Here is a 26,701-nt window from a genome sequence, read left to right on the forward strand (position 1 = left end):
TAAGACGCGCAAGCGTCGCATCAGGCAACACCACGTATGGACAGAGATCGTGAGTACATTAGAACAAACAATAGGCAATACGCCTCTGGTGAAGTTGCAGCGAATGGGGCCGAATAACGGCAGTGAAGTGTGGTTAAAACTGGAAGGCAATAACCCGGCCGGTTCGGTGAAAGATCGTGCGGCGCTTTCGATGATCGTCGAGGCGGAAAAGCGCGGGGAAATTAAACCGGGTGATGTGTTAATCGAAGCCACCAGTGGTAACACCGGCATTGCGCTGGCAATGATTGCCGCGCTTAAAGGCTATCGCATGAAATTGCTGATGCCCGACAACATGAGCCAGGAACGCCGTGCGGCGATGCGTGCTTATGGTGCGGAACTGATTCTTGTCACCAAAGAGCAGGGCATGGAAGGTGCGCGCGATCTGGCGCTGGAGATGGCGAATCGTGGCGAAGGAAAGCTGCTCGATCAGTTCAATAATCCCGATAACCCTTATGCGCATTACACCACCACCGGGCCGGAAATCTGGCAGCAAACCGGCGGGCGCATCACTCATTTTGTCTCCAGCATGGGGACGACCGGCACTATCACCGGCGTTTCACGCTTTATGCGCGAACAATCCAAACCGGTAACGATTGTCGGCCTACAGCCGGAAGAGGGCAGCAGCATTCCCGGCATTCGCCGCTGGCCTGCGGAGTATATGCCGGGGATTTTCAACGCTTCGCTGGTGGATGAGGTGCTGGATATTCATCAGCGCGATGCGGAAAACACCATGCGCGAACTGGCGGTGCGGGAAGGAATATTCTGTGGCGTCAGCTCCGGCGGCGCGGTTGCCGGAGCACTGCGGGTGGCAAAAGCTAACCCTGACGCGGTGGTGGTGGCGATCATCTGCGATCGTGGCGATCGCTACCTTTCTACCGGGGTGTTTGGGGAAGAGCATTTTAGCCAGGGGGCGGGGATTTAAGATTATTGCGCAGGCACTGTTTTATCCGTCTGCGCAATTAACGCATGTAAAAAAGGCTGTGCATTCTCATCGCTCTTACCGGGCATCTTCACGATATACGGCTTCCCGGTAATCGATGATGACGAAGCAACCTTATCAATAAACTGCTCGGCAGTGTTAATGCGGTTACGGGTATTGCCGAGCTTCAGACGCAGATGAGAAACCGCTTCATCGCAGGTATGTTCATCACCGTTGCGCACAAATATCAAATCCTTTTTCTGTGCTAATCCCTCCAGCATGGCGTTGATGCGGGCTTCTTCATGGGCAGTTAACTTCGCGTAAGCGGGGAGTGTCATTAGTAGTGTAATGACCAGACAAATGATTTTCTTCATTGAATTACCTTATCCTTGTTTTGTGATAGCCGATTTGACTGCCAGAATCAGGTAAAGTTTCGGTTGGAATACGATGAGGATCATCGGCAAGGAGAAAAAATTAAATGAGTAGTTTGTTGTTGTTTAACGATAAGAGCAGGGCACTGCAGGCGGATATCGTCGCCGTGCAGTCGCAGGTAGTGTACGGCAGCGTAGGCAACAGCATTGCGGTGCCTGCTATCAAACAGAACGGTCTGAATGTCTTTGCCGTGCCGACGGTATTGCTGAGCAATACGCCGCATTATGACACTTTCTACGGTGGTGCGATTCCGGACGAATGGTTTAGCGGCTATTTGCGTGCGCTTCAGGAGCGTGATGCGCTGCGCCAACTTCGAGCTGTAACCACGGGCTATATGGGAACGGCATCGCAAATCAAAATCCTTGCCGAGTGGCTGACTGCGCTACGCAAAGACCATCCTGACCTATTGATCATGGTCGATCCGGTGATTGGCGATATTGATAGCGGAATTTATGTCAAACCTGACCTTCCCGAGGCGTATCGACAATATTTACTGCCACTAGCGCAGGGAATTACCCCCAATATCTTTGAGCTGGAAATCCTGACCGGTAAAAATTGCCGCGATCTCGACAGTGCCATTGCTGCCGCAAAAAGTCTGCTTTCAGACACATTAAAATGGGTGGTGATTACCAGCGCCTCCGGTAATGAAGAAAATCAGGAGATGCAGGTGGTGGTGGTCAGTGCCGACAGCGTGAATGTCATTTCCCATTCACGGGTAAAAACCGACCTTAAAGGGACTGGCGACCTGTTTTGTGCTCAGCTCATCAGTGGCTTGCTGAAAGGGAAGGCGTTAACCGATGCAGTGCACCGAGCGGGGTTGCGCGTACTGGAAGTGATGCGCTACACCCAGCAGCATGAGAGCGATGAATTGATTTTGCCGCCGCTGGCGGAAGCATAAAAAAATGGCGCCGATGGGCGCCATTTTTCACTGCGGCAAGAATTACTTCTTGATGCGGATAACCGGGGTTTCACCCACGGTTACGCTACCGGACAGTTTGATCAGTTCTTTGATTTCGTCCATGTTGGAGATAACAACCGGAGTCAGGGTAGACTTGGCTTTCTCTTCCAGCAGCGGCAGATCAAATTCAATGACAGTATCGCCAACTTTCACGCGCTGACCTTCTTCAGCAATACGCTTGAAGCCTTCGCCTTTCAGTTCAACGGTGTCGATACCGAAGTGGACGAACAGTTCAACGCCGCTATCAGATTCGATAGAGAATGCGTGGTTGGTTTCAAAGATTTTACCAATGGTGCCGTCTACAGGCGCGACCATTTTGTTACCCGTTGGTTTGATAGCAATACCATCACCAACGATTTTTTCCGCAAAAACGACATCCGGCACGTCTTCGATATTGACGATCTCGCCAGAGAGCGGAGCAATGATCTCAATAGTTCCGGTATCCTTCTTGTCGTCGGAAACCAGAGATTTCAGTTTATCGAACAAACCCATGATCTTCTCCTAAGCAGTAAATTGGGCCGCATCTCGTGGATTAGCAGATTGTTTTTTCTTCAATGAACTTGTTAACCAGCGTCATTAACTCGTCCGTTGTCGGTTGAGCAAGAGCCTGCTCTGCTAACACCTTCGCATCTTCGAAGTTCGTGTTACGGATAATCTTCTTAATGCGCGGGATAGAAATGGCGCTCATAGAGAATTCGTCCAGACCCATCCCCAGCAACAGAAGTGTAGCACGTTCATCGCCAGCAAGCTCACCACACATGCCAGTCCATTTGCCTTCAGCATGAGAAGCATCAATAACTTGCTTGATCAAGTTCAGCACGGACGGTGACATTGGCTGGTAAAGGTGTGAAATCATATCATTACCACGGTCAACTGCCAGAGTGTACTGCGTTAAATCATTGGTGCCGATACTAAAGAAATCAACTTCTTTGGCTAAATGACGTGCAATTGTTGCGGCAGCCGGTGTTTCCACCATTACGCCGATTTCAATTGACTCGTCAAACGCTTTACCTTCGTCGCGCAGTTCCTGTTTGTAGATTTCGATCTCTTTGCGCAGTGCACGCACTTCTTCAACAGAGATGATCATCGGGAACATAATGCGCAATTTACCGAAAGCCGAGGCACGCAGGATAGCGCGGAGCTGATCGCGCAGGATCTCTTTACGATCCATCGCGATACGGATAGCGCGCCAGCCGAGGAACGGGTTCTCTTCTTTCGGGAAGTTCATGTATGGCAGCTCTTTGTCGCCGCCGATGTCCATGGTACGAACGATAACCGCCTGCGAGCCACACGCTTCAGCCACTGCTTTGTAAGCAGCAAACTGTTCTTCTTCAGTGGGCAGCGCGTCGCGGTCCATGAACAGGAACTCAGTACGATACAGACCAACGCCTTCAGCGCCGTTACGCTCTGCACCTTCAACGTCACGAACCGTACCAATGTTAGCGCATACTTCTACCTGGTGACCGTCCAGCGTAATAGCTGGCAGATCTTTCAGTTTAGCAAGCTCTGCTTTTTCAGAAGCCACTTGCTCCTGAACAGCGCGCATTTTATCAATAACTTCGTTGGTTGGATTGACGTAAACCTGATTATTTACGGCATCCAGAATCAGATAGTCGTCATTTTTCACCTGAGAGGTGACGCTACCGGTACCCACGATAGCAGGCAGTTCCAGAGAACGCGCCATGATAGAGGTGTGGGAAGTACGGCCACCCGCGTCGGTGATGAAACCCAGCACCTTCTTCAGGTTCAGCTGTGCGGTTTCGGACGGCGTCAGGTCAGCGGCAACCAGAATGACTTCATCCTGAATGGCGCTCAGGTCGATAATCTTCAGGCCCAGGATGTTGCGCAGCAGGCGCTTACCGATATCACGTACGTCAGCCGCACGTTCTTTCAGGTATTCATCATCCAGCTCTTCCAGGGCAGAAGCCTGACCTTCGATAACTTCATGAGCAGCTGCGTCAGCTGTCATGTGTTTATCTTTAATCAGGGCTATGATTTCCTGCTCCAGCTCCTCATCTTCGAGCAGCATAATATGCCCTTCAAAGATGGCTTCTTTTTCTTCACCGAACGTTTCACCAGCTTTCGTTTTGATCGTTTCCAGCTGGGCTGATGCCTTGGCACGACCGCTCAGAAAACGTTCAACTTCCTGATCAACCTGGTCGGCAGAAATTTTTTTCCGGTCAATGACAATTTCGTCTTCTTTCAGAAGCAGAGCTTTACCGAAAGCGATACCCGGGGATGCTAAAATGCCTGAAATCATAACCCTACCTTACTTGTGACTGATTTTTAAAAGAACCCGGGAAATTACTCGAGTTCCGCCATCAGTTTAACCAGATGTTCAACCGCTTTCTGCTCGTCTTCGCCTTCTGCGGAGATAGTCACAACGGTACCTTGAGTCAGGCCCAGAGTCTGCAGTTTAAACAGGCTTTTCGCGCTGGCGCTTTTGCCGTTGGAAGTCACAGTAATTTCAGAAGTGAAGCCCTTAGCTTCTTTTACAAACTGGGCAGCAGGGCGGGTGTGCAGACCGTTCGGAGCGGTAATGGTAACTTCTTGCTGGAACATTGTATTTCCCCAACTTATAGGTTTAGTGTTGTGGAACTAAAGTCTAGCCTGGCGGTTCGACTTTAGCCTGTATTGTTAGCGCCAGTTTTTAACAGACGCGACGCACGAAGAGCGCAATACAGTCCATTGCTGGCGGGTGTTGACCGCTGACGTTTCGTACGTCATTAAACATTATGCCGCTAAAGGAAGAATTGAACCAAATCATAAAATCGATTCAGCTTTGGCTTTTCCTGTAACGATTAATTTCGCGCATCAAAATAATTAGTCTGGTTAAATACCAGTTCCGACAGGCTGAATCAATGCCAGGAGGGGCGAAAGTTTGAAGCAGGCCACAAAAAAGCACCTAAAAAGGTGCTTTTTTACGCATTTTTAACAAGCTGGCATTACTGTTGCAATTCTTTCTCAGTGAAGAGATCGGCAAACAATGCGGTGCTTAAATAACGCTCACCCGATGATGGTAGAATAACCACAATATTCTTGTTGGTAAAGCTTTCATCTTCTTGTAGTTTCAACGCCGCGGCAACAGCTGCTCCAGAAGAGATACCTGCAAGAATACCTTCTTCTTCCATTAGACGACGGGCGGTAGAAATGGCTTCTTCATTGGTGATGCCAATGACTTTATCGACCAGCTTGAGATCGAGGTTAGCCGGGATAAAACCAGCGCCAATACCCTGAATTTTATGCGGGCCAGGTTTAATCTCTTCACCTGCCAGCGCCTGGGCGATAACTGGAGAATCGGTTGGCTCAACGGCGACAGAGATAAGATCGGTCTTACCTTTGGTGCCTTTAATGTAGCGGCTGACGCCAGTCAGCGTACCGCCAGTCCCAACGCCAGCAATAAATACATCAACCTGACCGTCGGTATCTTCCCAGATCTCCGGACCGGTGGTTTTTTCGTGAATTTCAGGGTTTGCCGGATTGCTGAATTGTTGCAGCAGCAGGTATTTCTCTGGATTGCTGGCGACAATTTCTTCTGCTTTTTGGATTGCGCCTTTCATGCCTTTAGCACCTTCGGTCAGCACCAGGTTTGCACCTAACGCTTTCAGCAGCTTGCGGCGTTCAATACTCATGGTTTCTGGCATGGTCAGGGTGAGTTTGTAACCGCGAGCGGCAGCTACATAGGCCAGTGCAATCCCGGTATTACCGCTGGTCGGTTCAACCAGTTCAACGCCTGGTTTCAGCACGCCGCGCTTTTCGGCATCCCAAATCATGTTGGCACCGATACGGCACTTAACGCTGAAGCTGGGGTTACGAGATTCCACCTTCGCCAGAATGCGTCCGTTACCGATGCGATTCAGGCGAACCAGCGGCGTGTGACCGATAGTCAGCGAGTTATCTTCAAAAATCTTACTCATGGCCTGTCCTTAACTGTATGAAATTGGGATACAACAGGTAGCATACCCGCTCAGAGAATATGCGGAAGTAAGGATTTAGCATATCTATATACAGAAGGGAAATAATGACATGCAAGATGGAATAAGGGGCGGCATAAGCTACCCCTGTTTCACACAAACGGTTTACAAAATAACCGGTAGATTGTTACCGCCACATCGCGTGTTTATCGCGATAGCAATCGACCCACATCGCCGTCGCGCCACAAACGGCAACGGGCATGATGAACAGATTAAGCAGCGGGATCATCGTAAACAGGCTGGTTAAAGCACCAAACTGCATATTGGTGATTTTGCGTGTGCGCAGGGCGGTGCGCATCTCTTTAAACGGCACTTTGTGGTTATCGAAGGGGTAATCGCAATACTGGATGGCTAACATCCAGGCGCTAAACAGGAACCACAGTACCGGCGCGACGGTTTGCCCAATACCAGGGATGAAGTAAAGAATTAGTAATACAATTGCGCGTGGCAGATACCAGGCAAATTTTTGCCATTCGCGTTTCATGATTCGCGGCACATCTTTCATGATACCGAAAATCCCGGTATCTGGCGGTGTAGCGCCAGTCAATCGTGCTTCCAGTTGTTCAGCCAATAAACCGTTGAACGGAGCGGCAATCCAGTTAGCAATCGTGGAGAAGAAATAGCCAAACACTAACAGCACAGAGATGACAGCCAGAGGCCACAACAGATAGCTCAGCCATTGTAACCAGTCCGGAACATAACTCATGAGAGTCGGGATCCAGACATCGAGTTGCGTAAAGAGCCACCAGAATGCGCCCCCCATCAACAAAATATTGACCAGCAGCGGTAAAATAACGAAACGCCGAATCCCAGGTTGCGAGACGAGCTTCCAGCCTTGCGCAAAATAGTAAAAACCGCTGCGTGGGGCAGATGTGAATGATGAAACCATAATCAGGATGAGCTCCTTTTGACCAATCCCAGGAAAATTGTGCGTATTTTACCGGGTAATTGCGCAATGGACAGTTAGGATATGTTCGAAAAAACAGCAAAAAGCACGATTTCATCTATCTTTGTGCTGTGAAAGTTAATAGTGCACTTGCACTTGAGGTAATCGGCAAATACTCTTAGTGAGTAAATGTTTGCCGTGGTGGCAAGGTGTTAGAACAACAGAGAATATAATGATGCAGGATTTGCGTCTGATATTAATCATTGTTGGCGCGATCGCCATAATCGCTTTACTGGTACATGGTTTCTGGACCAGCCGTAAAGAACGATCTTCTATGTTCCGCGATCGGCCATTAAAACGAATGAAGTCAAAACGTGACGACGATTCTTATGACGAGGATGTCGAAGATGATGAGGGCGTTGGTGAGGTTCGTGTTCACCGCGTGAATCATGCCCCGGCTAACGCCCAGGAGCATGAGGCTGCTCGTCCGTCGCCGCAACACCAGTACCAACCGCCTTATGCGTCTGCGCAGCCGCGTCAACCGATCCAGCAGCCGCCTGAAGCGCAGGTACCGCCGCAACATGCTCCGCGTCCAGCGCAGCCGGTGCAGCAACCCGTGCAGCAGCCTGCCTATCAGCCGCAACCTGAACAGCCGTTGCAGCAGCCAGTTTCGCCACAGGTCGCGCCAGCGCCGCAGCCAGTGCATTCAGCACCGCAACCGGCACAACAGGCTTTCCAGCCTGCAGAACCCGTAGCGGCACCACAGCCTGAGCCTGTAGCGGAACCGGCTCCAGTTATGGATAAACCGAAGCGCAAAGAAGCGGTGATTATCATGAACGTCGCGGCGCATCACGGTAGCGAGCTAAACGGTGAACTGCTTCTTAACAGCATTCAACAAGCGGGCTTCATTTTTGGCGATATGAATATTTACCATCGTCATCTTAGCCCGGATGGCAGCGGCCCGGCGTTATTCAGCCTGGCGAATATGGTGAAACCGGGAACCTTTGATCCTGAAATGAAGGATTTCACTACTCCGGGCGTCACTATCTTTATGCAGGTACCGTCTTACGGTGACGAGCTGCAGAACTTCAAGCTGATGCTGCAATCTGCGCAGCATATTGCCGATGAAGTGGGCGGTGTCGTGCTTGACGATCAGCGCCGTATGATGACTCCGCAGAAATTGCGCGAGTACCAGGACATCATCCGCGAAGTTAAAGACGCCAACGCCTGATACACTTAAGGCAAATTAACTCCTCTTCGAACCCCCGCTTGTCGGGGGTTTTTAGCATTGATGGTGCGATATGGAATCAATCGAACAACAACTGACAGAACTGCGAACGACGCTTCGCCATCATGAATATCTTTATCATGTGATGGATGCGCCGGAAATTCCCGACGCTGAATACGACAGGCTGATGCGCGAACTGCGCGAGCTGGAAACCAAACATCCAGAACTGATTACGCCTGATTCGCCTACCCAACGTGTAGGTGCTGCGCCGCTGGCGGCTTTCAGCCAGATTCGCCATGAAGTGCCAATGCTGTCGCTGGATAACGTTTTTGATGAAGAAAGCTTTCTTGCCTTCAACAAACGAGTGCAGGACCGTCTGAAAAGCAACGAGAAAGTCACCTGGTGCTGTGAGCTGAAGCTGGATGGCCTTGCTGTCAGTATTCTGTATGAAAATGGCGTTTTAGTCAGTGCCGCGACCCGTGGCGATGGCACCACCGGGGAAGATATCACGTCTAACGTGCGTACCATTCGCGCCATTCCGCTGAAGCTGCACGGAGAGAATATCCCGGCGCGTCTGGAAGTGCGTGGTGAAGTGTTCCTGCCGCAGGCGGGGTTCGAAAAGATTAACGAAGATGCGCGACGCACGGGCGGGAAAGTGTTTGCTAACCCACGTAATGCGGCAGCTGGTTCACTGCGTCAGCTTGATCCGCGTATTACAGCGAAGCGACCGCTCACTTTTTTCTGCTATGGCGTTGGTGTTCTGGAAGGTGGCGAGCTGCCGGATACTCATCTTGGCCGTTTACTGCAATTTAAAAAGTGGGGGTTGCCGGTCAGCGATCGGGTAACGCTTTGTGAATCGGCGGAAGAAGTGCTGGCGTTCTATCACAAAGTGGAAGAAGACCGCCCGACGCTGGGCTTTGATATCGACGGCGTGGTGATTAAGGTCAACTCACTGGAACAGCAGGAGCAGCTTGGCTTTGTCGCGCGAGCCCCGCGCTGGGCGGTAGCGTTTAAATTCCCGGCGCAGGAACAGATGACCTTTGTGCGTGACGTCGAGTTTCAGGTTGGGCGTACTGGCGCGATTACGCCTGTTGCGCGTCTGGAACCTGTCCATGTTGCAGGCGTGCTGGTGAGTAACGCAACCTTACACAATGCGGATGAAATCGAACGTCTTGGTTTACGCATTGGCGATAAAGTGGTGATTCGCCGCGCTGGCGACGTGATCCCGCAGGTGGTTAACGTCGTGCTTTCTGAACGCCCGGAAGATACCCGTGAGGTTGTATTCCCGACGCATTGTCCGGTATGTGGTTCTGACGTTGAGCGTGTGGAAGGTGAAGCGGTTGCCCGCTGTACCGGTGGCCTGATTTGCGGTGCGCAGCGTAAAGAGTCGCTGAAACACTTTGTTTCCCGCCGTGCGATGGATGTTGACGGAATGGGCGACAAAATCATCGATCAGCTGGTTGAAAAAGAATATGTCCACACTCCGGCGGATCTGTTCAAACTCACCGCAGGCAAACTGACCGGGCTGGAGCGTATGGGGCCAAAATCGGCACAAAACGTGGTTAACGCGCTGGAAAAAGCGAAAGAAACCACCTTTGCTCGCTTCCTCTATGCACTTGGCATCCGTGAAGTCGGCGAGGCCACCGCAGCAGGTCTGGCGGCATATTTCGGCACGCTGGAAGCGCTGGAAGCCGCTTCGATTGAAGAGCTGCAAAAGGTGCCTGATGTTGGCATTGTCGTTGCATCCCACGTTCACAACTTCTTTGCCGAAGAAAGCAACCGCAATGTCATCAGCGAGCTGTTGGCGGAAGGTGTTCACTGGCCTGCGCCGATCGTTATCAACGCGGAAGAGATTGACAGCCCGTTTGCTGGTAAAACCGTGGTGCTTACGGGCAGCTTAAGCCAGATGTCGCGTGATGACGCTAAAGCTCGACTGGTCGAACTGGGCGCGAAAGTCGCGGGCAGCGTGTCGAAGAAAACCGATCTGGTGATAGCGGGTGAAGCTGCAGGATCTAAACTGGCGAAGGCGCAGGAACTGGGCATTGAAGTCATCGACGAAGCGGAAATGCTGCGTTTGCTGGGTAGCTGAGATGGAAAAAGAGCAGCTGATTGAAATAGCCAATACGATAATGCCGTTTGGCAAATACAAAGGGCGTCGCTTAATCGACCTGCCGGAGGAGTATCTGCTGTGGTTTGCCCGCAAAGATGAGTTTCCGGCAGGGAAGCTCGGTGAGCTAATGCAAATCACGCTGCTGATTAAAACCGAGGGGCTGACGCAACTGGTCCAGCCCCTGAAGCGTCCGCTTTAAGCTTTATCGGTGCTGCTTTCCTGCTGCGCCTGTAACTGTTCGGTCTGGCGTTTGTATCGACGCGCCAGCACCGCACAGACCATCAATTGGATCTGATGGAAAATCATCAGGGGCAGCACCATCATACCGATCACCGATGTGGGGAACAGAATGTTTGCCATCGGGATGCCATTTGCCAGACTCTTTTTCGAACCACAAAAGACGATAGTAATTTCATCTGCCTTATTGAAGCCCAGTCGGCGTGCCATAAAGACGTTAACTACAATCACGATAGCCAGAAGAACGCAGCTGACCACCACGATAAACAGCAATGATCCCCAGCCAACTTTATGCCAGATACCATTAACGACGGCTTCGCTGAACGCTGTATAAACCACCAACAGAATGGACGTCTGGTCAGTTTTCGCAATCCATTTTTTATTGCGCGACACCCAGTCACCAATCCACGGCCGGGAAAGATGCCCCAACACAAACGGCAGCAGCAGTTGCAGCATAATTTTACCGACCTGCTCAAGGCTGCCCCCTGCACCGTGAACATTCATCACCAGACCAACCAGCAATGGTGAAAGGAAAATCCCCAGCAGGCTGGATGCTGACGCAGAACAAACCGCCGCCGCGACGTTACCGCCCGCCATTGACGTGAAGGCGATTGCAGACTGCACGGTAGCCGGGAGAATGCACAAGTAGAGAAAACCGGAGTAGAGCATCGGGTCGACATTTACCGGTTTCCACCAGGCAAACAGTACACCCAGAATCGGAAACAGCACGAAGGTGCTGCACATTACCCACAAATGCAGTCGCCAGTGACCACCGCCAGCAATAATCGCCTCACGCGACAACTTCGCGCCGTGCATAAAGAACAGCAGGGCAATAGCTGCGGTGGTCAGATTTTCAAAGAAGGGGACGAAATCGCCTCTGGCCGGAAAGAAAGAGGCCAGCAACACCACCGTGATCAGGGTTAAGGTGAAAGGATCGAGGATACGAAAAAGTTTCATAAAGACTCCAGATGATCGATGGTTCTATTGTGCTTCTTCCAGTTTGAGAAATAAAATTGATTTATTGCATCCATTCATGAAGAAAACAGATGAATTATTCTTTAAAACAATTAAAGGTTTTCGTCACAGTAGCGCAGGAGAAAAGTTTTAGTCGTGCAGGAGAGCGTATCGGCCTGAGCCAGTCGGCAGTAAGTCACAGTGTGAAGGAGCTGGAAAATCATACTGGTGTTCGCCTGCTGGACAGAACCACGCGTGAAGTGGTGCTTACAGATGCAGGGCAGCAGTTGGCTTTGCGTCTTGAGCGACTGCTGGATGAACTTAACAGCACGTTGCGCGATACCGGGCGTATGGGGCAACAACTGAGCGGAAAAGTTCGGGTCGCTGCCAGCCAGACCATTTCCGCGCATCTTATTCCGCAATGCATTGCTGAAAGCCATCGCCGCTATCCAGATATTCAGTTTGTCCTGCACGATCGTCCGCAGCAGTGGGTGATGGAAAGTATTCGCCAGGGAGATGTCGACTTTGGCATCGTCATCGATCCAGGCCCAGTGGGCGATCTGCAATGTGAAGCGATTCTTTCCGAGCCTTTCTTTCTGCTTTGCCATCGGGATAGCGCTTTGGCCGCGGAAGATTATGTACCCTGGCAGGCATTACAGGGAGCGAAATTGGTGTTGCAGGATTACGCGTCAGGCAGCCGACCGCTGATTGACGCAGCGCTGGCGCGCAATGGTATTCAGGCGAATATTGTGCAGGAGATTGGACATCCGGCGACGCTATTCCCGATGGTAGCCGCAGGCATCGGCATCAGTATTCTTCCCGCACTGGCGCTACCATTGCCTGAAGGTAGCCCGCTGGTGGTAAAGCGCATTACGCCGGTTGTTGAACGCCAGTTGATGCTGGTGCGCAGGAAGAACCGTTCACTTTCCACCGCCGCTGAAGCGTTATGGGACGTGGTACGAGACCAGGGCAATGCGCTAATGGCTGGGCGGGAAGGGGATCCGTTGTATCAGATATAGATATCGATATGAGTCGTTTTTTCAACAGGATTTAGAAGGGATACATTCAGAGACAAACGCTGCTCTTTTTCCTGCGCCTTTTCTGCCTGCTGTCTCTGCAACTGCGCCAGTTGTGTTTCCAGTAGGGTGATTTGCTGTTGAATCAATTCGGCCTGTTTTTGTTTGTCTTCAGCACTGCCGCTAGTGTCTACAATCTCTTTAATTTGTTGAGTGAGTTTGATGATTTGCTGACTTATCCGCGCGATTTGTGAAGCAACATCGCTACCTTGTGATGCCATGTTACTACTCTGTGTTTGTATGGAAGGAATTGAAGTTGAAGAGATAGTGGCCATTGTTCAGTCCTCGTCACTGTACGAGGTAATATCGGTAGAAGAACAAGGAACTTGAGAAGAAAAATCAATCTTACAAATCGCAGATAGCAAAAAAGCGCCTTTAGGGCGCTTTTTTACATTGGTGGGTCGTGCAGGATGACTCGCTTCGCTCGCCCTTCGGGCCGTCGCCGCGAGCGGCTCCGTTGTTTCGCTGCGCTCAACTCGAACCTGCTGCAGGTTCGAATCTTTGAGTATCGCAGATAGCAAAAAAGCGCCTTTAGGGCGCTTTTTTACATTGGTGGGTCGTGCAGGATTCGAACCTGCGACCAATTGATTAAAAGTCAACTGCTCTACCAACTGAGCTAACGACCCGAAGTGGTGGGTGATGACGGGATCGAACCGCCGACCCCTCCTTGTAAGGGAGGTGCTCTCCCAGCTGAGCTAATCACCCACTTCGGTACTTCACATTGTTACAAGAAATTTAGCTGGCGAGAAAGTGGTGGGTGATGACGGGATCGAACCGCCGACCCCCTCCTTGTAAGGGAGGTGCTCTCCCAGCTGAGCTAATCACCCACTTCTCAATTTCTTGCTACACGGCGGAGACTACATAAAGTAGTTGGTGGGTGATGACGGGATCGAACCGCCGACCCCCTCCTTGTAAGGGAGGTGCTCTCCCAGCTGAGCTAATCACCCCCGCTGTGTGGAGTCGCATTATAGGGAGAGTTCAAAATGAGTCAACGCATTTTCTAAAGAAATTGTTCGTTCGTCGTAAATTTAAGCAAGATGATCGCAAAACAGACCGTGTTGCGCAATTTGTCAACGAAAACAATAATGCGTAAGGTAGAAACCCGAACTACATTGAGGAATCAGGCGGGAGTGATAGAATATCGCCCACTCAATTTTTCCAGGATTTGCCGGTTGTCGGCATCTTTCTAAACGTAAGGCCATTTCATGAAAATCAAAACTCGCTTCGCGCCAAGCCCAACAGGCTATCTGCACGTTGGCGGCGCGCGTACTGCTCTTTACTCCTGGCTTTTTGCACGTAACCACGGCGGTGAGTTCGTGCTGCGTATTGAAGACACCGATCTTGAGCGTTCCACGCCGGAAGCTATCGAAGCCATTATGGATGGCATGAACTGGCTGAGCCTGGAGTGGGATGAAGGTCCGTACTACCAGACCAAACGTTTTGATCGCTACAACGCAGTGATCGATCAGATGCTGGAGGAGGGCACTGCTTATAAATGCTATTGCTCTAAAGAGCGCCTGGAAGCGCTGCGCGAAGAACAAATGGCGAAAGGTGAGAAGCCGCGTTATGACGGTCGCTGCCGCCACAGTCATGAGCATCACGCTGATGATGAGCCGTGTGTCGTACGTTTTGCTAACCCGCAGGAAGGTTCTGTTGTTTTTGACGATCAGATCCGTGGTCCGATCGAGTTCAGCAACCAGGAGCTGGATGATCTGATTATCCGCCGTACCGATGGTTCCCCAACCTATAACTTCTGTGTGGTTGTCGATGACTGGGATATGGAAATCACCCACGTTATCCGTGGCGAAGACCATATCAACAACACGCCACGCCAGATCAACATTCTTAAAGCCCTGAAAGCGCCGGTACCGGTTTACGCGCACGTTTCTATGATCAACGGCGATGACGGCAAAAAACTGTCCAAACGTCACGGGGCAGTCAGCGTAATGCAGTATCGTGATGACGGTTATTTGCCCGAAGCACTGCTGAACTATCTGGTGCGTCTGGGCTGGTCCCACGGCGATCAGGAAATCTTCACTCGTGAAGAGATGATCAAATACTTCACTCTGAATGCCGTCAGCAAATCTGCCAGTGCGTTCAACACCGACAAGTTGCTGTGGCTGAACCATCACTACATTAATGCGCTGCCGCCGGAGTATGTTGCTACTCACTTACAGTGGCACATTGAGCAGGAAAATATCGATACCCGTAACGGCCCGCAGCTGGCTGATCTGGTGAAACTGCTGGGCGAACGCTGCAAGACGCTGAAAGAGATGGCACAGAGCTGCCGTTATTTCTACGAAGATTTTGCTGAGTTCGATGCCGATGCCGCGAAAAAACATCTGCGTCCGGTAGCGCGTCAGCCGCTGGAAGTAGTTCGTGACAAACTGGCCGCGATTACTGACTGGACAGCTGAAAACGTTCATCACGCTATTCAGGCGACGGCGGATGAGCTGGAAGTGGGTATGGGTAAAGTTGGTATGCCGCTGCGTGTCGCCGTAACCGGTGCGGGGCAGTCTCCGGCACTGGATGTTACCGTTCACGCAATCGGTAAGACACGTAGCATTGAGCGTATCAACAAAGCGCTGGCCTTTATTGCTGAACGCGAAAACCAGCAGTAATTAGCGTGTAAAAAGATAAACGGCAGGAGATAATATCCTGCCGTTTTTTATTTATGCTGATTCGTCAATATCGAGACGGGCGAGGAAATTGCGAATTCCTTCACGTGACAAAAATTGCGCGACTTTTTCCTGCTCAATGTCTGTCATATTATCTATCGCGTTGATGATTTGTCGATACGCCGGGGCGCGTGCTCCAGGAGCGTATTCAGCAATTCTCTCTTCAGCTTCCATCAACATTGGTGTGTTATGGAACGCAGGCGTGTTCTGAATAAACTCGCAAACTTGCGTATCGACCAGAATAAGTCTGGCACGACCGCCTTTCACGCCGGGAAATTTTTCCGTTTTCCAGCCTTTTTCTCTGATCCAACGGTTAACAGTTTGTTTAGCCACACCGAGGCATTCAGCCAGTTCTTCGGTGGTCATTTTATTGCGTAATCTTTTCATATTATTTGCTATCGCGAATCCCTAAGCGTTGTAACAATCCGATAATCCCTTCCCGCAGAAGCAAGGATGTAAACTGTTTTTGTTCAACTGGCGTCATCTCTTTCGCCAGTGTCACCAGCAATACTTCAAGCGGCGCATCACCAGAAAGGGCAGGCGCTTCTCCCTGACCTTCTGGACGTTCAGCATTACGAATATATTCACGAACCTGTTCATTGACGTGAACCAGTCGGGCTTTGCCACCCTGGACGCCTGGTTTTGGTGACGTCGTCCAGCCTTCCTTGCGTACCCATTTATTAATGGTCTGGCGGCTATAGCCGGTCAGTCTGGCAAGTTCATCTGGCGTCATCCTCTCCTTGAACATAACAATTCCCTGAATGTATGTGGGTCTATTAGTAGTTCATTTTATAGCACCACTTTACAGGAAACCGTGACATGAATAACTACTGAATGCGAGCGGTTTTCCAAAATTGTTCATTTGCCTGATTTTTCAGCGATTGAAACTACACGTTGCAATTTGCCGTTGACACATTCGGGCGGAATTCATATGATGCCGCCCGTCAACTCGACAAGCTTTACGTGACGGGGCTATAGCTCAGCTGGGAGAGCGCTTGCATGGCATGCAAGAGGTCAGCGGTTCGATCCCGCTTAGCTCCACCAAATTTTGCACCCAGCAAATTTGGTACGTAAACGCATCGTGGGGCTATAGCTCAGCTGGGAGAGCGCTTGCATGGCATGCAAGAGGTCAGCGGTTCGATCCCGCTTAGCTCCACCAAATTTCCAACCCTCGCTGCAAAGCGGGGGTTTTTTGTCTCTGCTTTTTGCCGCTTTTGTAATACAGTCTACGTCCGGGTTAGCGCCGCCTGGTGAAAGCATCATTGGATGAAAAATCGGCAACAGGCTGGCCCTTGTTTGCTTCGCGATGCGAATAAACTTATTATTTGTGTGCCTGAAAACCCCGATCAGTGAGAGTAGTGTACTCATGTTTGTGGAGCATAACCTGATAAAAAATATCAAGATATTCACACTAGCGTTTACGCTCACCGTGGTACTTATTCAGCTTTCCCGTTTTATTTCGCCACTTGCCATTATCCATTCCAGTTATATCTTTCTGGCGTGGATGCCACTGTGCGTAATGCTGTCAATCTTGTTTATCTTTGGCTGGCGCGGTGTCGTTCCCGTTTTATGCGGGATGTTTTGCACCAATCTGTGGAACTTTCATCTCTCTTTTTTACAGACTGCGGTCATGCTCAGCAGCCAGACGTTTGTCGTGTTATGTGCCTGCGCAATATTACGCTGGCAGCTGGGGACGCGTTGGCGTTATGGATTGACCAGCCGATATGTCTGGCAACGTCTGTTCTGGCTTGGTTTGGTGACGCCGATCGGCATCAAATGCAGCATGTATCTTGTGGGGAGCTTCTTTGATTTCCCGCTAAAGATATCCACCTTTTTCGGCGATGCGGATGCCATTTTCACGGTCGTTGATTTGCTAAGCCTTTTCACCGCGGTGCTGATTTACAACATGCTTTTCTACTATCTCACTCGCATGATTGTAAGTCCCCACTTTGCGCAGATATTGTGGCGCAGGGATATCGCTCCGTCGTTGGGCAAAGAGAAACGCGCATTTACCTTAAGCTGGCTGGCAGCGTTAAGCGTGCTGCTACTTCTGTTGTGCACACCTTATGAAAACGACTTTATTGCCGGTTACCTGGTACCCGTTTTCTTCATCATCTTTACCCTCGGGGTCGGTAAGCTTCGCTATCCGTTTTTAAATCTCACCTGGGCTGTTTCAACGCTTTGCCTGCTGAATTACAACCAGAACTTTTTGCAAGGGGTGGAAACCGAATATTCGCTGGCATTTATTCTTGCGGTGCTGATTTCCTTTAGCGTTTGCCTGCTCTATATGGTGCGCATTTATCATCGCAGTGAATGGCTTAATCGCCGCTGGCATTTGCAGGCGCTGACCGATCCGTTAACGCTCCTGCCCAACTTTCGTGCGTTGGAACAAGCGCCGGAGCAAGAGGCGGGCAAGAGTTTTTGCTGCCTGCGCATTGATAATCTTGAGTTTATGAGTCGTCATTACGGGTTAATGATGCGCGTTCACTGTATCCGATCAATTTACCGTACGCTGCTGCCGTTGATGCAGGAAAACGAAAAGTTGTATCAATTGCCGGGTAGTGAACTGCTGTTAGTGCTGAGCGGGCCGGAAACGGAAGGGCGACTCCAGCATATGGTTAACATCCTGAATAGTCGGCAAATTCACTGGAACAATACCGGGCTGGATATGGGCTATGGTGCTGCCTGGGGGCGTTTTGATGGAAATCAGGAAACCCTGCAACCCTTGTTGGGGCAGTTAAGCTGGCTGGCGGAGCAATCCTGCGCACATCATCATGTGCTGGCGCTGGATAGCCGAGAGGAGATGGTTTCCGGGCAGACCACTAAACAGGTGCTATTGCTGAATACCATTCGCACGGCGTTAGATCAGGGTGATTTGCTGCTCTACGCCCAGCCAATTCGCAACAAAGAGGGTGAAGGTTATGATGAGATCCTCGCGCGACTGAAATATGACGGCGGCATTATGACCCCGGATAAGTTTCTGCCCCTTATTGCTCAGTTTAATCTTAGCGCGCGTTTTGATTTGCAAGTGCTGGAATCCTTGTTGAAGTGGCTGGCAACACACCCTTGCGACAAAAAAGGCCCGCGCTTTTCAGTTAATTTAATGCCGCTCACGCTGCTGCAAAAGAATATTGCCGGGCGGATTATTCGTCTATTTAAGCGTTATCACATCTCCCCGCAGGCGGTCATTCTTGAGATCACCGAGGAGCAGGCGTTTTCTAACGCAGAAAGCAGCATGTACAACATCGAGCAGCTGCATAAGTTTGGTTTCCGGATTGCGATTGATGACTTTGGCACCGGCTATGCCAACTACGAACGGTTAAAGCGTTTGCAGGCTGATATCATCAAAATTGATGGCGTCTTTGTGAAAGATATTGTCACGAATACGCTGGATGCGATGATTGTGAGATCAATTACCGATCTGGCGAAAGCGAAGTCATTGAGTGTGGTCGCGGAGTTTGTCGAGACGCAACAGCAGCAGGCGTTATTGCATAAGCTCGGGGTGCAATATCTGCAGGGGTATTTGATTGGTCGCCCGCAGCCATTAGCTGATTAACAGGCGTAAAAAAACCGGGGAATTATCCCCGGCTTTTTTATGTATGGTCTTACAGCACCAGTGCTGCGATTGACGCAGACAGCACACTCACCAGGGTAGAGCCGTAAACCAGTTTCAGACCGAAGCGAGAAACCACATTACCTTGCTCTTCATTCAGGCCTTTAACTGCACCTGCAATAATTCCGATTGAAGAGAAGTTAGCGAAGGAAACCAGGAACACAGAGATGATGCCTTCAGCACGCGGAGAGAGCGTGGAAGCAATTTTCTGCAGATCCATCATCGCAACGAACTCGTTAGAAACCAGTTTGGTCGCCATGATACTGCCCACTTGCAGTGCTTCGCTGGACGGAACACCCATCACCCATGCAATCGGATAGAAGATGTAGCCCAGGATGCCCTGGAAGGAGATGCTGTAGCCAAACCAGCCAGTCACGGTGGCAAACAGTGCGTTCAGCGCGGCGATCAGGGCGATAAAGCCAATCAGCATTGCGGCAACGATAATGGCAACTTTGAAACCTGCCAGAATGTATTCACCCAGCATTTCGAAGAAGCTCTGACCTTCGTGCAGGTTGGACATCTGAATGTTTTCTTCACTGGCATCAACACGGTAAGGGTTGATCAGCGACAGCACGATAAAGGTGCTGAACATGTTCAGTACCAGCGCCGCAACGACATATTTCGGCTCCAGCATGGTCATGTATGCACCAACGATGGACATAGATACGGTGGACATCGCCGTTGCTGCCATGGTGTACATACGATTGCGGGAGATTTTGCCGAGGATATCTTTATAGGCAATAAAGTTTTCAGACTGACCCAGAATCAGAGAGCTGACGGCGTTAAAGGATTCCAGTTTGCCCATGCCGTTGACTTTGGAGAGCAGGAAACCAATTGCGCGGATAATCACCGGCAACACGCGAATGTGCTGGAGAATACCGATCAGTGCAGAGATAAAGACGATTGGGCACAGCACTTTCAGGAAGAAGAATGCCAGGCCTTGATCATTCATGCTACCAAAGACGAAGTTAGTCCCTTCGTTGGCAAATCCGAGCAGTTTTTCGAACATTTCGGAGAAGCCTTTCACGAAGCCTAAACCAACGTCGGAGTTCAGGAAGAACCACGCCAGTAACACTTCGATAACAAGCAGTTGAATAACATAACGGATACGAATTTTTTTGCGGTCGCTGCTTACCAGCAGTGCGAGAATCGCAACAACGGCAAGTGCCAGTACAAAATGAAGGACGCGGTCCATATTTGCTCCAAATATGAGGCAGGTTAAATTTCCGTGCACATTCTATGTAACATGGTTAAGGAAAACGAGATCTGACACACACTATAATGACGTCCTGTGACAAGCTTCAAAAATAGTGAGCTGTCATACATTTCTGCTATGTTGTGTATGGAAGCTGAAAGTTATGTAAATGTGCTAACATTAAACATAACCATAACATTCAAGTCATCAATCTTTTCGTAGTCATAATCCTGGTCTATCAGAGAAATCACCACAACCCATTTAAATGAATTTGATAATCATTCTCGTTTGGCATAGCATGAAACATAGCAAAGGCTATGTTTTAGAGGCACAAGATGACGAACTATCGCGTTGAGAGTAGCAGCGGACGGGCGGCGCGCAAGATGAGGCTCGCATTAATGGGACCTGCGTTCATTGCGGCGATTGGTTATATCGATCCCGGTAACTTTGCGACCAATATTCAGGCGGGTGCCAGCTTCGGCTATCAGCTACTGTGGGTTGTCGTTTGGGCCAACCTGATGGCGATGCTGATTCAGATCCTCTCTGCCAAACTAGGGATTGCCACCGGTAAAAATCTGGCGGAGCAGATTCGCGATCACTATCCGCGTCCCGTAGTGTGGTTCTATTGGGTTCAGGCAGAAATTATTGCGATGGCAACCGACCTTGCGGAATTTATTGGTGCGGCGATCGGTTTTAAACTCATTCTTGGTGTTTCGTTGTTGCAGGGCGCGGTGCTGACGGGGATCGCGACTTTCCTGATTTTAATGCTGCAACGTCGCGGGCAAAAACCGCTGGAGAAAGTGATTGGCGGGTTACTGTTGTTTGTTGCCGCGGCTTACATTGTCGAGTTGATTTTCTCCCAGCCTAACCTGGCGCAGCTGGGTAAAGGAATGGTGATCCCGAGTTTACCTACTTCGGAGGCGGTCTTCCTGGCAGCAGGCGTGTTAGGGGCGACGATTATGCCGCATGTGATTTATTTGCACTCTTCGCTCACTCAGCATTTACATGGCGGTTCGCGTCAACAACGTTATTCCGCCACCAAATGGGATGTGGCTATCGCCATGACGATTGCCGGTTTTGTCAATCTGGCGATGATGGCTACAGCTGCGGCGGCGTTCCACTTTTCTGGTCATACTGGTGTTGCCGATCTTGATGAGGCTTATCTGACGCTGCAACCGCTGTTAAGCCATGCTGCGGCAACGGTCTTTGGATTAAGCCTGGTTGCTGCCGGACTGTCCTCAACGGTGGTGGGGACACTGGCGGGGCAGGTGGTGATGCAGGGCTTCATTCGCTTTCATATCCCGCTGTGGGTGCGTCGTACAGTCACCATGCTGCCGTCATTTATTGTCATTCTGATGGGATTAGATCCGACACGGATTCTGGTTATGAGTCAGGTACTGTTAAGTTTTGGTATCGCCCTGGCGCTGGTTCCACTGCTGATTTTCACCAGTGACAGCAAGTTGATGGGCGATCTGGTGAACAGCAAACGTGTAAAACAGACAGGCTGGGTGATTGTAGTGCTGGTCGTGGCGCTGAATATCTGGTTGTTGGTGGGGACGGCGCTGGGATTGTAGTTGAATGAGCGTCGCATCTGGCACTATTGGCGGATGCGGCGTAAACGCCTTATCCGCCCTACGCGTTAAAGAGCCGGTTTGTATGCCTGATAAGACGCGCTAGTGTCGCATCAGGCATTGTGCTCCATTGGCGAATGTGTTTAATGGCGGTGTCCATGTCCGCGGCCTTTTCCGCGATGATCGTCACGATCGCGCCAGCCTTCACGATAGCCACGCTCATATGCTTTACGCTTATCCCAGCCACGATGGTAGCCATTATCATGACGCCACCAGCGGTTTTTACGCCATTCATAATTGCGATGCCAGTAGTCACGGTCGCGCCAGTGACCACCGTCCCAGTAATTACCGTAATGATCGCGATCGCCAATTTGTAATTTGATTGATGGCAGTAGGGTGATTTCGCCTGCGTTTGCTGCAAGCGGGGTAAATGCCATCAGGGCGGCCGCCAGAAACAGTGACCTGAACATTGTTATTCTCCTTCACGATCGAAGCCGTCAGCGGCCTGTTAACGCAATATTACGGGGAGGTAAAGCCCCGTATCATCGCCATAACTCTTAAATCATAAAGGAGAGCATTTTTTGCTAAACGTTATCGTGGGGGGGCTGTTGCTTCGGACGATTGACCATCATCATCGGCTTACCTGCTAATAACAGCCATGCCGGAAGCATGACGATACAGAGCAGCGGTAGCAATGTGGTATTGGGTACAACGACTGCCGCCATAAAAAGGCTTAACCAGCCATCGCGTGTTACCACCAGCACGATGCCGAGAATAGCGCAGGAAACGGTTATTGCCGCTGGAACGGCGGGGACGTGCTCATGCAGCATCAACCCTAATGCCACGCCGACGAACACTGCCGGGAAAATTCGTCCACCGCGAAAGCCACTGGCGGCAGCAACGACCAGGGCGGTCAGTTTAATCACCGCCAGCAAAAAGTAATCGCTGGTGCTGAAAGCCTGATTTGCCACCATCTGCTGCATCTCATCCAGCCCTTTAAACAGCGAAACTGGTCCACCAATAACCCCCAGAATACCGAGAATAAATCCGCCAATACCCAGCACGAGCACCGGATTTTTCATTTGATGCATCATCGCGTGCAACCGTGGTAAGCACCATACGGCGACCATCCCTGCTGCGATGGCAATCGCCGCGACAATTGCACCGCTGAGAATATCGGTCATTTCCATCTGTCCGTAATGCGCAATGGGCAGTGAAAAATGGGGATGGAAAAATAATCCGGTAGTAAGTGCACCAGCTGCTGCCGCCATTAACGGCGCAAAAAGACGATCCCATAGCGGAACTTCACTACTGCCATTTAAGGTTTGCGAAAATATCAACGCCGCCGCAGCAGGTGTACCAAACAGCGCGCCGATGGTTCCGGCAGAGGCTAAAATAGTCCACTCCATTCGGTTGACGCGCGGTAACAGACGAGCGCCAATGGCAACCGCAAGGGCGATATTGACGGTCATGATCGGATGTTCCGGCCCCAGGCTGACGCCGCCAGCAAGACCGAGAATTAATGCTACGATAAGTCCTGGTAGCGCAGAGGGCGGAACCGGTGCGCCGATCAGCGGTTCACAGGCGGGGTCTGGTCCGGCATGACCCTGGCTGAAACGGATAACCAACCCCACCGCAATACCCGTTAGCGTTAATACACCGATGATCCAGAGGGGTGAATCCTGGGCTATCCCCAGAGTTCCCGGCAGTCGTTGCCAGAGCAAATTCTGTAATACCGAGGCGATTTTCATCACCACAATCAGAATAAGACTGGACGCAATCCCAATTGCCACGGCGGGGAGCGATAATAACAACATGGTTCTGGCTCGCGGATGGAGCATGTTCTATTCCTTATGCGGGGTCAGATACTTAGTTTGCCCAGCTTGCAAAAAGGCATCGCTGCAATTGGTGCTGAAACGATAAAGTAATTGTGTGACCCAGATCGATATTTACAGGGAGCCTGCCTTTCCGGCGTTGTTGTTATGCCCCCAGGTATTTACAGTGTGAGAAAGAATTATTTTGACTTTAGCGGAGCAGTTGAAGAATGACAAAGTATGCATTAGTCGGTGATGTGGGCGGCACCAACGCACGTCTTGCTCTGTGTGATATTGCCAGTGGTGAAATCTCGCAGGCTAAGACCTATTCAGGGCTTGATTACCCCAGCCTCGAAGCGGTCATTCGCGTTTATCTTGAAGAACATAAGGTCGAGGTGAAAGACGGCTGTATTGCCATCGCTTGCCCAATTACCGGTGACTGGGTGGCAATGACCAACCATACCTGGGCGTTCTCAATTGCCGAAATGAAAAAGAATCTCGGTTTTAGCCATCTGGAAATTATTAACGATTTTACCGCTGTATCGATGGCGATCCCGATGCTGAAAAAAGAGCATCTGATTCAGTTTGGTGGCGCAGAGCCGATAGAAGGTAAGCCTATTGCGGTTTACGGTGCCGGAACGGGGCTTGGGGTTGCGCATCTGGTCCATGTCGATAAGCGTTGGGTAAGCTTGCCGGGCGAAGGCGGTCACGTTGATTTTGCGCCGAATAGTGAAGAAGAGGCCATTATCCTCGAAATATTGCGTGCGGAAATTGGTCATGTTTCGGCGGAACGCGTGCTTTCTGGCCCAGGGCTGGTGAATTTGTATCGCGCAATTGTGAAAGCTGACAACCGCCTGCCAGAAAATCTCAAGCCAAAAGATATTACCGAACGCGCGCTGGCTGACAGCTGCACCGATTGCCGCCGTGCGTTGTCGCTGTTTTGCGTCATTATGGGCCGTTTTGGCGGCAATCTGGCGCTCAATCTCGGGACATTTGGGGGCGTGTTTATTGCGGGCGGTATCGTGCCGCGCTTCCTTGAGTTCTTCAAAGCCTCTGGTTTCCGTGCCGCATTTGAAGATAAAGGGCGCTTTAAAGAATATGTCCATGATATTCCGGTGTATCTCATCGTCCATGACAATCCGGGGCTTCTCGGTTCCGGTGCACATTTACGCCAGACCTTAGGTCACATTCTGTAAATCCTTCCTGTTATATCGGGAGGTAACTCTCCCGATAATCTTTTAAATCATACAGTTAATTCAATTTTTCTTTGTGTCCCCCTCACAAGGCCGACCTGCGTCACACTTCCGTACAGCGGGATTAATTCTCCAGTAAATGCATTATTTGTCTGGTAACGGCGATTTGTTTTGCACGTTCATAATTTCACTCGTCAACTATCACTGAACGAGGAATTAACGATGAGTAAGAAACTAATTGCCTTATGTGCCTGCCCAATGGGCCTGGCTCACACCTTTATGGCCGCTCAGGCGCTGGAAGAAGCAGCGGTAGAAGCCGGTTATGAAGTGAAAATTGAAACCCAGGGCGCGGACGGTATCCAGAATCGCCTGACGGCGCAGGATATCGCCGAAGCGACCATCATCATCCACTCCGTGGCAGTTACCCCGGAAGATAACGAACGTTTCGAATCACGCGACGTTTATGAAATCACTTTGCAGGACGCAATTAAAAACGCTGCGGGCATCATCAAAGAAATCGAAGAGATGATTGCCTCTGAACAACAGTAATATTCGACAGGGATAATTGTTATGGCCATTAAAAAACGCAGTGCAACCGTTGTGCCTGGCGCATCCGGTGCGGCAGCGGCAGTTAAGAATCCGCAGGCCTCTAAAAGCAGCTTCTGGGGTGAACTCCCGCAGCATGTGATGTCAGGGATTTCACGCATGGTGCCGACCTTAATTATGGGCGGTGTGATCCTCGCTTTCAGCCAGCTGATTGCTTATAGCTGGCTTAAAATTCCTGCTGAGATCGGCATCATGGATGCTCTTAATAGCGGGAAATTCTCCGGTTTCGACCTCTCCTTACTGAAATTTGCCTGGTTGTCGCAGTCCTTCGGCGGCGTGTTGTTTGGTTTTGCCATTCCGATGTTTGCTGCTTTTGTGGCGAACTCTATCGGTGGCAAACTGGCGTTTCCGGCTGGTTTTATCGGCGGCTTGATGTCTACCCAGCCGACGCAACTGCTGAACTTCGATCCCAGCACTATGCAATGGGCGACCTCTTCGCCGGTGCCGTCCACCTTTATTGGTGCGCTGATTATTTCTATCGTTGCCGGTTACCTTGTGAAATGGATGAACCAGAAAATCCAGTTACCGGATTTCCTGTTAGCGTTCAAAACCACATTTTTGCTACCGATTCTTTCCGCTATTTTTGTCATGCTGGCGATGTACTACGTCATCACACCATTTGGTGGCTGGATCAACGGCGGTATCCGTACCGTGCTGACTGCCGCAGGTGAGAAGGGCGCGCTGATGTACGCAATGGGGATCGCCGCGGCGACAGCAATCGACCTTGGTGGCCCGATCAACAAAGCCGCAGGTTTTGTTGCCTTCAGCTTTACCACTGACCACGTATTACCGGTCACCGCACGTTCTATCGCTATCGTTATTCCGCCGATTGGTCTGGGTCTGGCGACCATTATTGACCGTCGTTTAACCGGCAAACGCCTGTTCAACGCACAACTTTATCCGCAGGGTAAGACCGCGATGTTCCTTGCCTTTATGGGGATTAGTGAGGGTGCAATTCCGTTTGCACTGGAAAGCCCCATCACCGCCATTCCGTCGTATATGGTTGGCGCGATTGTCGGCTCAACCGCCGCTGTCTGGCTGGGCGCAGTGCAATGGTTCCCGGAATCCGCTATCTGGGCATGGCCACTGGTCACTAACCTCGGCGTCTACATGGCGGGGATCGCGCTGGGGGCAGTCATAACTGCGCTGATGGTGGTGTTCCTGCGTCTGATGATGTTCCGTAAAGGCAAATTGTTAATCGATAGCCTGTAAGAAGGA

General features: G+C 50.7%; 25 protein-coding genes, 6 tRNA genes and 1 other RNA gene. 14 read left to right on the forward strand and 18 right to left on the reverse strand.

What is annotated here, in order from left to right; genetic code table 11:
• Positions 1-49: 49 nt before the first annotated feature.
• Positions 50-961, forward strand: a complete 912-nt coding sequence (cysM, locus tag ACJHW7_RS04790; protein WP_040234855.1) for a cysteine synthase B — start codon at positions 50-52, stop codon at positions 959-961.
• 2 nt (positions 962-963) lie between these two features.
• Here cysM and ACJHW7_RS04795 read toward each other — a convergent pair whose 3' ends face one another.
• Complete coding sequence (locus ACJHW7_RS04795; protein WP_000719948.1) at positions 964-1,332, reverse strand: YfeK family protein; 369 nt, start codon at positions 1,330-1,332, stop codon at positions 964-966.
• 104 nt (positions 1,333-1,436) lie between these two features.
• Here ACJHW7_RS04795 and pdxK point away from each other — a divergent pair, with 104 nt between their 5' ends.
• Positions 1,437-2,288, forward strand: coding sequence for a pyridoxine/pyridoxal/pyridoxamine kinase (pdxK, locus tag ACJHW7_RS04800; RefSeq protein WP_000096663.1), 852 nt, complete (start codon positions 1,437-1,439; stop codon positions 2,286-2,288).
• A gap of 42 nt (positions 2,289-2,330) precedes the next feature.
• Here the strand turns inward: pdxK and crr are convergent, their stop codons facing one another.
• From crr to cysZ, 5 genes are all read right to left on the reverse strand, one after another.
• The gene (gene crr, locus ACJHW7_RS04805; protein ID WP_000522247.1) at positions 2,331-2,840 is read right to left on the reverse strand and encodes a PTS glucose transporter subunit IIA; all 510 of its coding nucleotides are present in this window, start codon (positions 2,838-2,840) and stop codon (positions 2,331-2,333) included.
• A 40-nt stretch (positions 2,841-2,880) separates the two neighbouring features.
• Complete coding sequence (gene ptsI, locus ACJHW7_RS04810; protein ID WP_000623136.1) at positions 2,881-4,608, reverse strand: phosphoenolpyruvate-protein phosphotransferase PtsI; 1,728 nt, start codon at positions 4,606-4,608, stop codon at positions 2,881-2,883.
• Between the two features lie 44 nt (positions 4,609-4,652).
• Complete coding sequence (gene ptsH / locus ACJHW7_RS04815) at positions 4,653-4,910, reverse strand: phosphocarrier protein Hpr (protein ID WP_000487600.1); 258 nt, start codon at positions 4,908-4,910, stop codon at positions 4,653-4,655.
• A gap of 383 nt (positions 4,911-5,293) precedes the next feature.
• The gene (gene cysK / locus ACJHW7_RS04820; protein WP_000034402.1) at positions 5,294-6,265 is read right to left on the reverse strand and encodes a cysteine synthase A; all 972 of its coding nucleotides are present in this window, start codon (positions 6,263-6,265) and stop codon (positions 5,294-5,296) included.
• 184 nt (positions 6,266-6,449) lie between these two features.
• Positions 6,450-7,211: a sulfate transporter CysZ gene (gene cysZ / locus ACJHW7_RS04825; RefSeq protein WP_000254839.1), complete on the reverse strand. Its 762-nt coding sequence runs from the start codon at positions 7,209-7,211 to the stop codon at positions 6,450-6,452.
• A gap of 229 nt (positions 7,212-7,440) precedes the next feature.
• Here cysZ and zipA point away from each other — a divergent pair, with 229 nt between their 5' ends.
• The 3 genes from zipA to ACJHW7_RS04840 all read left to right on the forward strand — a co-directional run bounded on the left by zipA (position 7,441) and on the right by ACJHW7_RS04840 (position 10,745).
• Complete coding sequence (gene zipA / locus ACJHW7_RS04830) at positions 7,441-8,439, forward strand: cell division protein ZipA (protein WP_040234854.1); 999 nt, start codon at positions 7,441-7,443, stop codon at positions 8,437-8,439.
• 70 nt (positions 8,440-8,509) lie between these two features.
• A complete protein-coding gene (gene ligA, locus ACJHW7_RS04835) occupies positions 8,510-10,525 on the forward strand; it encodes an NAD-dependent DNA ligase LigA (protein ID WP_000443694.1) in 2,016 nt (671 codons plus the stop codon).
• A gap of 1 nt (position 10,526) precedes the next feature.
• Positions 10,527-10,745: a DUF3820 family protein gene (locus ACJHW7_RS04840; RefSeq protein ID WP_000410201.1), complete on the forward strand. Its 219-nt coding sequence runs from the start codon at positions 10,527-10,529 to the stop codon at positions 10,743-10,745.
• On the opposite strand, the gene ACJHW7_RS04845 is transcribed toward ACJHW7_RS04840, so the two are convergent.
• Positions 10,742-11,740 carry a bile acid:sodium symporter family protein gene (locus ACJHW7_RS04845; RefSeq protein ID WP_000765605.1) on the reverse strand — a complete coding sequence of 333 codons (999 nt, stop codon included), beginning with the start codon at positions 11,738-11,740 and terminating at the stop codon, positions 10,742-10,744. The two genes, ACJHW7_RS04840 and ACJHW7_RS04845, sit on opposite strands and share 4 nt — an antisense overlap.
• 89 nt (positions 11,741-11,829) lie before the next feature.
• On the opposite strand from ACJHW7_RS04845, the gene ACJHW7_RS04850 reads away from it, so the two are divergent.
• Positions 11,830-12,756 (forward strand): LysR family transcriptional regulator, encoded by a 927-nt coding sequence (locus ACJHW7_RS04850; RefSeq protein ID WP_001109789.1) that lies wholly within the window; start codon positions 11,830-11,832, stop codon positions 12,754-12,756.
• Here ACJHW7_RS04850 and ACJHW7_RS04855 read toward each other — a convergent pair.
• The 6 genes from ACJHW7_RS04855 to ACJHW7_RS04880 form a co-directional block, all read right to left on the reverse strand.
• Positions 12,747-13,088: a FlxA-like family protein gene (locus ACJHW7_RS04855; RefSeq protein WP_001625605.1), complete on the reverse strand. Its 342-nt coding sequence runs from the start codon at positions 13,086-13,088 to the stop codon at positions 12,747-12,749. The genes ACJHW7_RS04850 and ACJHW7_RS04855 overlap by 10 nt on opposite strands.
• Positions 13,089-13,207: 119 nt before the next feature.
• A non-coding RNA gene (locus ACJHW7_RS04860) (RtT sRNA) lies at positions 13,208-13,333 on the reverse strand.
• A 30-nt stretch (positions 13,334-13,363) separates the two neighbouring features.
• Positions 13,364-13,439, reverse strand: a tRNA-Lys gene (locus ACJHW7_RS04865).
• A 4-nt stretch (positions 13,440-13,443) separates the two neighbouring features.
• A tRNA-Val gene (locus tag ACJHW7_RS04870) sits at positions 13,444-13,518 on the reverse strand.
• 46 nt (positions 13,519-13,564) lie between these two features.
• A tRNA-Val gene (locus ACJHW7_RS04875) sits at positions 13,565-13,640 on the reverse strand.
• A 44-nt stretch (positions 13,641-13,684) separates the two neighbouring features.
• A tRNA-Val gene (locus ACJHW7_RS04880) sits at positions 13,685-13,760 on the reverse strand.
• A gap of 258 nt (positions 13,761-14,018) precedes the next feature.
• Between ACJHW7_RS04880 and gltX the strand changes: the two genes are divergently transcribed.
• Positions 14,019-15,434 (forward strand): glutamate--tRNA ligase, encoded by a 1,416-nt coding sequence (gltX, locus tag ACJHW7_RS04885; protein WP_000695653.1) that lies wholly within the window; start codon positions 14,019-14,021, stop codon positions 15,432-15,434.
• 51 nt (positions 15,435-15,485) lie between these two features.
• On the opposite strand, the gene ACJHW7_RS04890 is transcribed toward gltX, so the two are convergent.
• Together ACJHW7_RS04890 and ACJHW7_RS04895 are read right to left on the reverse strand one after the other, a co-directional pair.
• A complete protein-coding gene (locus ACJHW7_RS04890) occupies positions 15,486-15,878 on the reverse strand; it encodes a MerR family transcriptional regulator (RefSeq protein ID WP_000826503.1) in 393 nt (130 codons plus the stop codon).
• 1 nt (position 15,879) lies between these two features.
• The gene (locus tag ACJHW7_RS04895; RefSeq protein WP_000472021.1) at positions 15,880-16,239 is read right to left on the reverse strand and encodes a YfeC-like transcriptional regulator; all 360 of its coding nucleotides are present in this window, start codon (positions 16,237-16,239) and stop codon (positions 15,880-15,882) included.
• 220 nt (positions 16,240-16,459) lie between these two features.
• Here ACJHW7_RS04895 and ACJHW7_RS04900 point away from each other — a divergent pair.
• From ACJHW7_RS04900 to ACJHW7_RS04910, 3 genes are all read left to right on the forward strand, one after another.
• A tRNA-Ala gene (locus ACJHW7_RS04900) sits at positions 16,460-16,535 on the forward strand.
• 39 nt (positions 16,536-16,574) lie between these two features.
• Positions 16,575-16,650, forward strand: a tRNA-Ala gene (locus ACJHW7_RS04905).
• Positions 16,651-16,857: 207 nt separating this feature from the next.
• Entirely contained in the window at positions 16,858-19,047 is a 2,190-nt protein-coding gene (locus ACJHW7_RS04910) for a sensor domain-containing phosphodiesterase (protein WP_021557053.1), read from the forward strand.
• 49 nt (positions 19,048-19,096) lie between these two features.
• On the opposite strand, the gene nupC is transcribed toward ACJHW7_RS04910, so the two are convergent.
• Entirely contained in the window at positions 19,097-20,299 is a 1,203-nt protein-coding gene (gene nupC, locus ACJHW7_RS04915; RefSeq protein WP_000376337.1) for a nucleoside permease NupC, read from the reverse strand.
• Between the two features lie 335 nt (positions 20,300-20,634).
• Between nupC and ACJHW7_RS04920 the strand changes: the two genes are divergently transcribed.
• Entirely contained in the window at positions 20,635-21,873 is a 1,239-nt protein-coding gene (locus ACJHW7_RS04920) for an Nramp family divalent metal transporter (protein ID WP_000186369.1), read from the forward strand.
• Between the two features lie 140 nt (positions 21,874-22,013).
• Here ACJHW7_RS04920 and ypeC read toward each other — a convergent pair whose 3' ends face one another.
• Entirely contained in the window at positions 22,014-22,340 is a 327-nt protein-coding gene (gene ypeC, locus ACJHW7_RS04925) for a DUF2502 domain-containing protein YpeC (protein WP_000490072.1), read from the reverse strand.
• Positions 22,341-22,454: 114 nt separating this feature from the next.
• A complete protein-coding gene (locus ACJHW7_RS04930; protein WP_040234853.1) occupies positions 22,455-23,711 on the reverse strand; it encodes an ion channel protein in 1,257 nt (418 codons plus the stop codon).
• A 203-nt stretch (positions 23,712-23,914) separates the two neighbouring features.
• Between ACJHW7_RS04930 and glk the strand changes: the two genes are divergently transcribed.
• The 3 genes from glk to ACJHW7_RS04945 all read left to right on the forward strand — a co-directional run bounded on the left by glk (position 23,915) and on the right by ACJHW7_RS04945 (position 26,695).
• Entirely contained in the window at positions 23,915-24,880 is a 966-nt protein-coding gene (gene glk / locus ACJHW7_RS04935) for a glucokinase (RefSeq protein ID WP_000170342.1), read from the forward strand.
• Between the two features lie 219 nt (positions 24,881-25,099).
• Complete coding sequence (locus ACJHW7_RS04940; protein ID WP_000038456.1) at positions 25,100-25,426, forward strand: PTS fructose transporter subunit IIB; 327 nt, start codon at positions 25,100-25,102, stop codon at positions 25,424-25,426.
• A 21-nt stretch (positions 25,427-25,447) separates the two neighbouring features.
• A complete protein-coding gene (locus tag ACJHW7_RS04945) occupies positions 25,448-26,695 on the forward strand; it encodes a PTS fructose transporter subunit IIC (RefSeq protein WP_000985336.1) in 1,248 nt (415 codons plus the stop codon).
• Positions 26,696-26,701 lie beyond the last annotated feature (6 nt).

The organism is Escherichia sp. WS1152, from assembly GCF_046487665.1.
Lineage (GTDB): Bacteria > Pseudomonadota > Gammaproteobacteria > Enterobacterales > Enterobacteriaceae > Escherichia > Escherichia coli.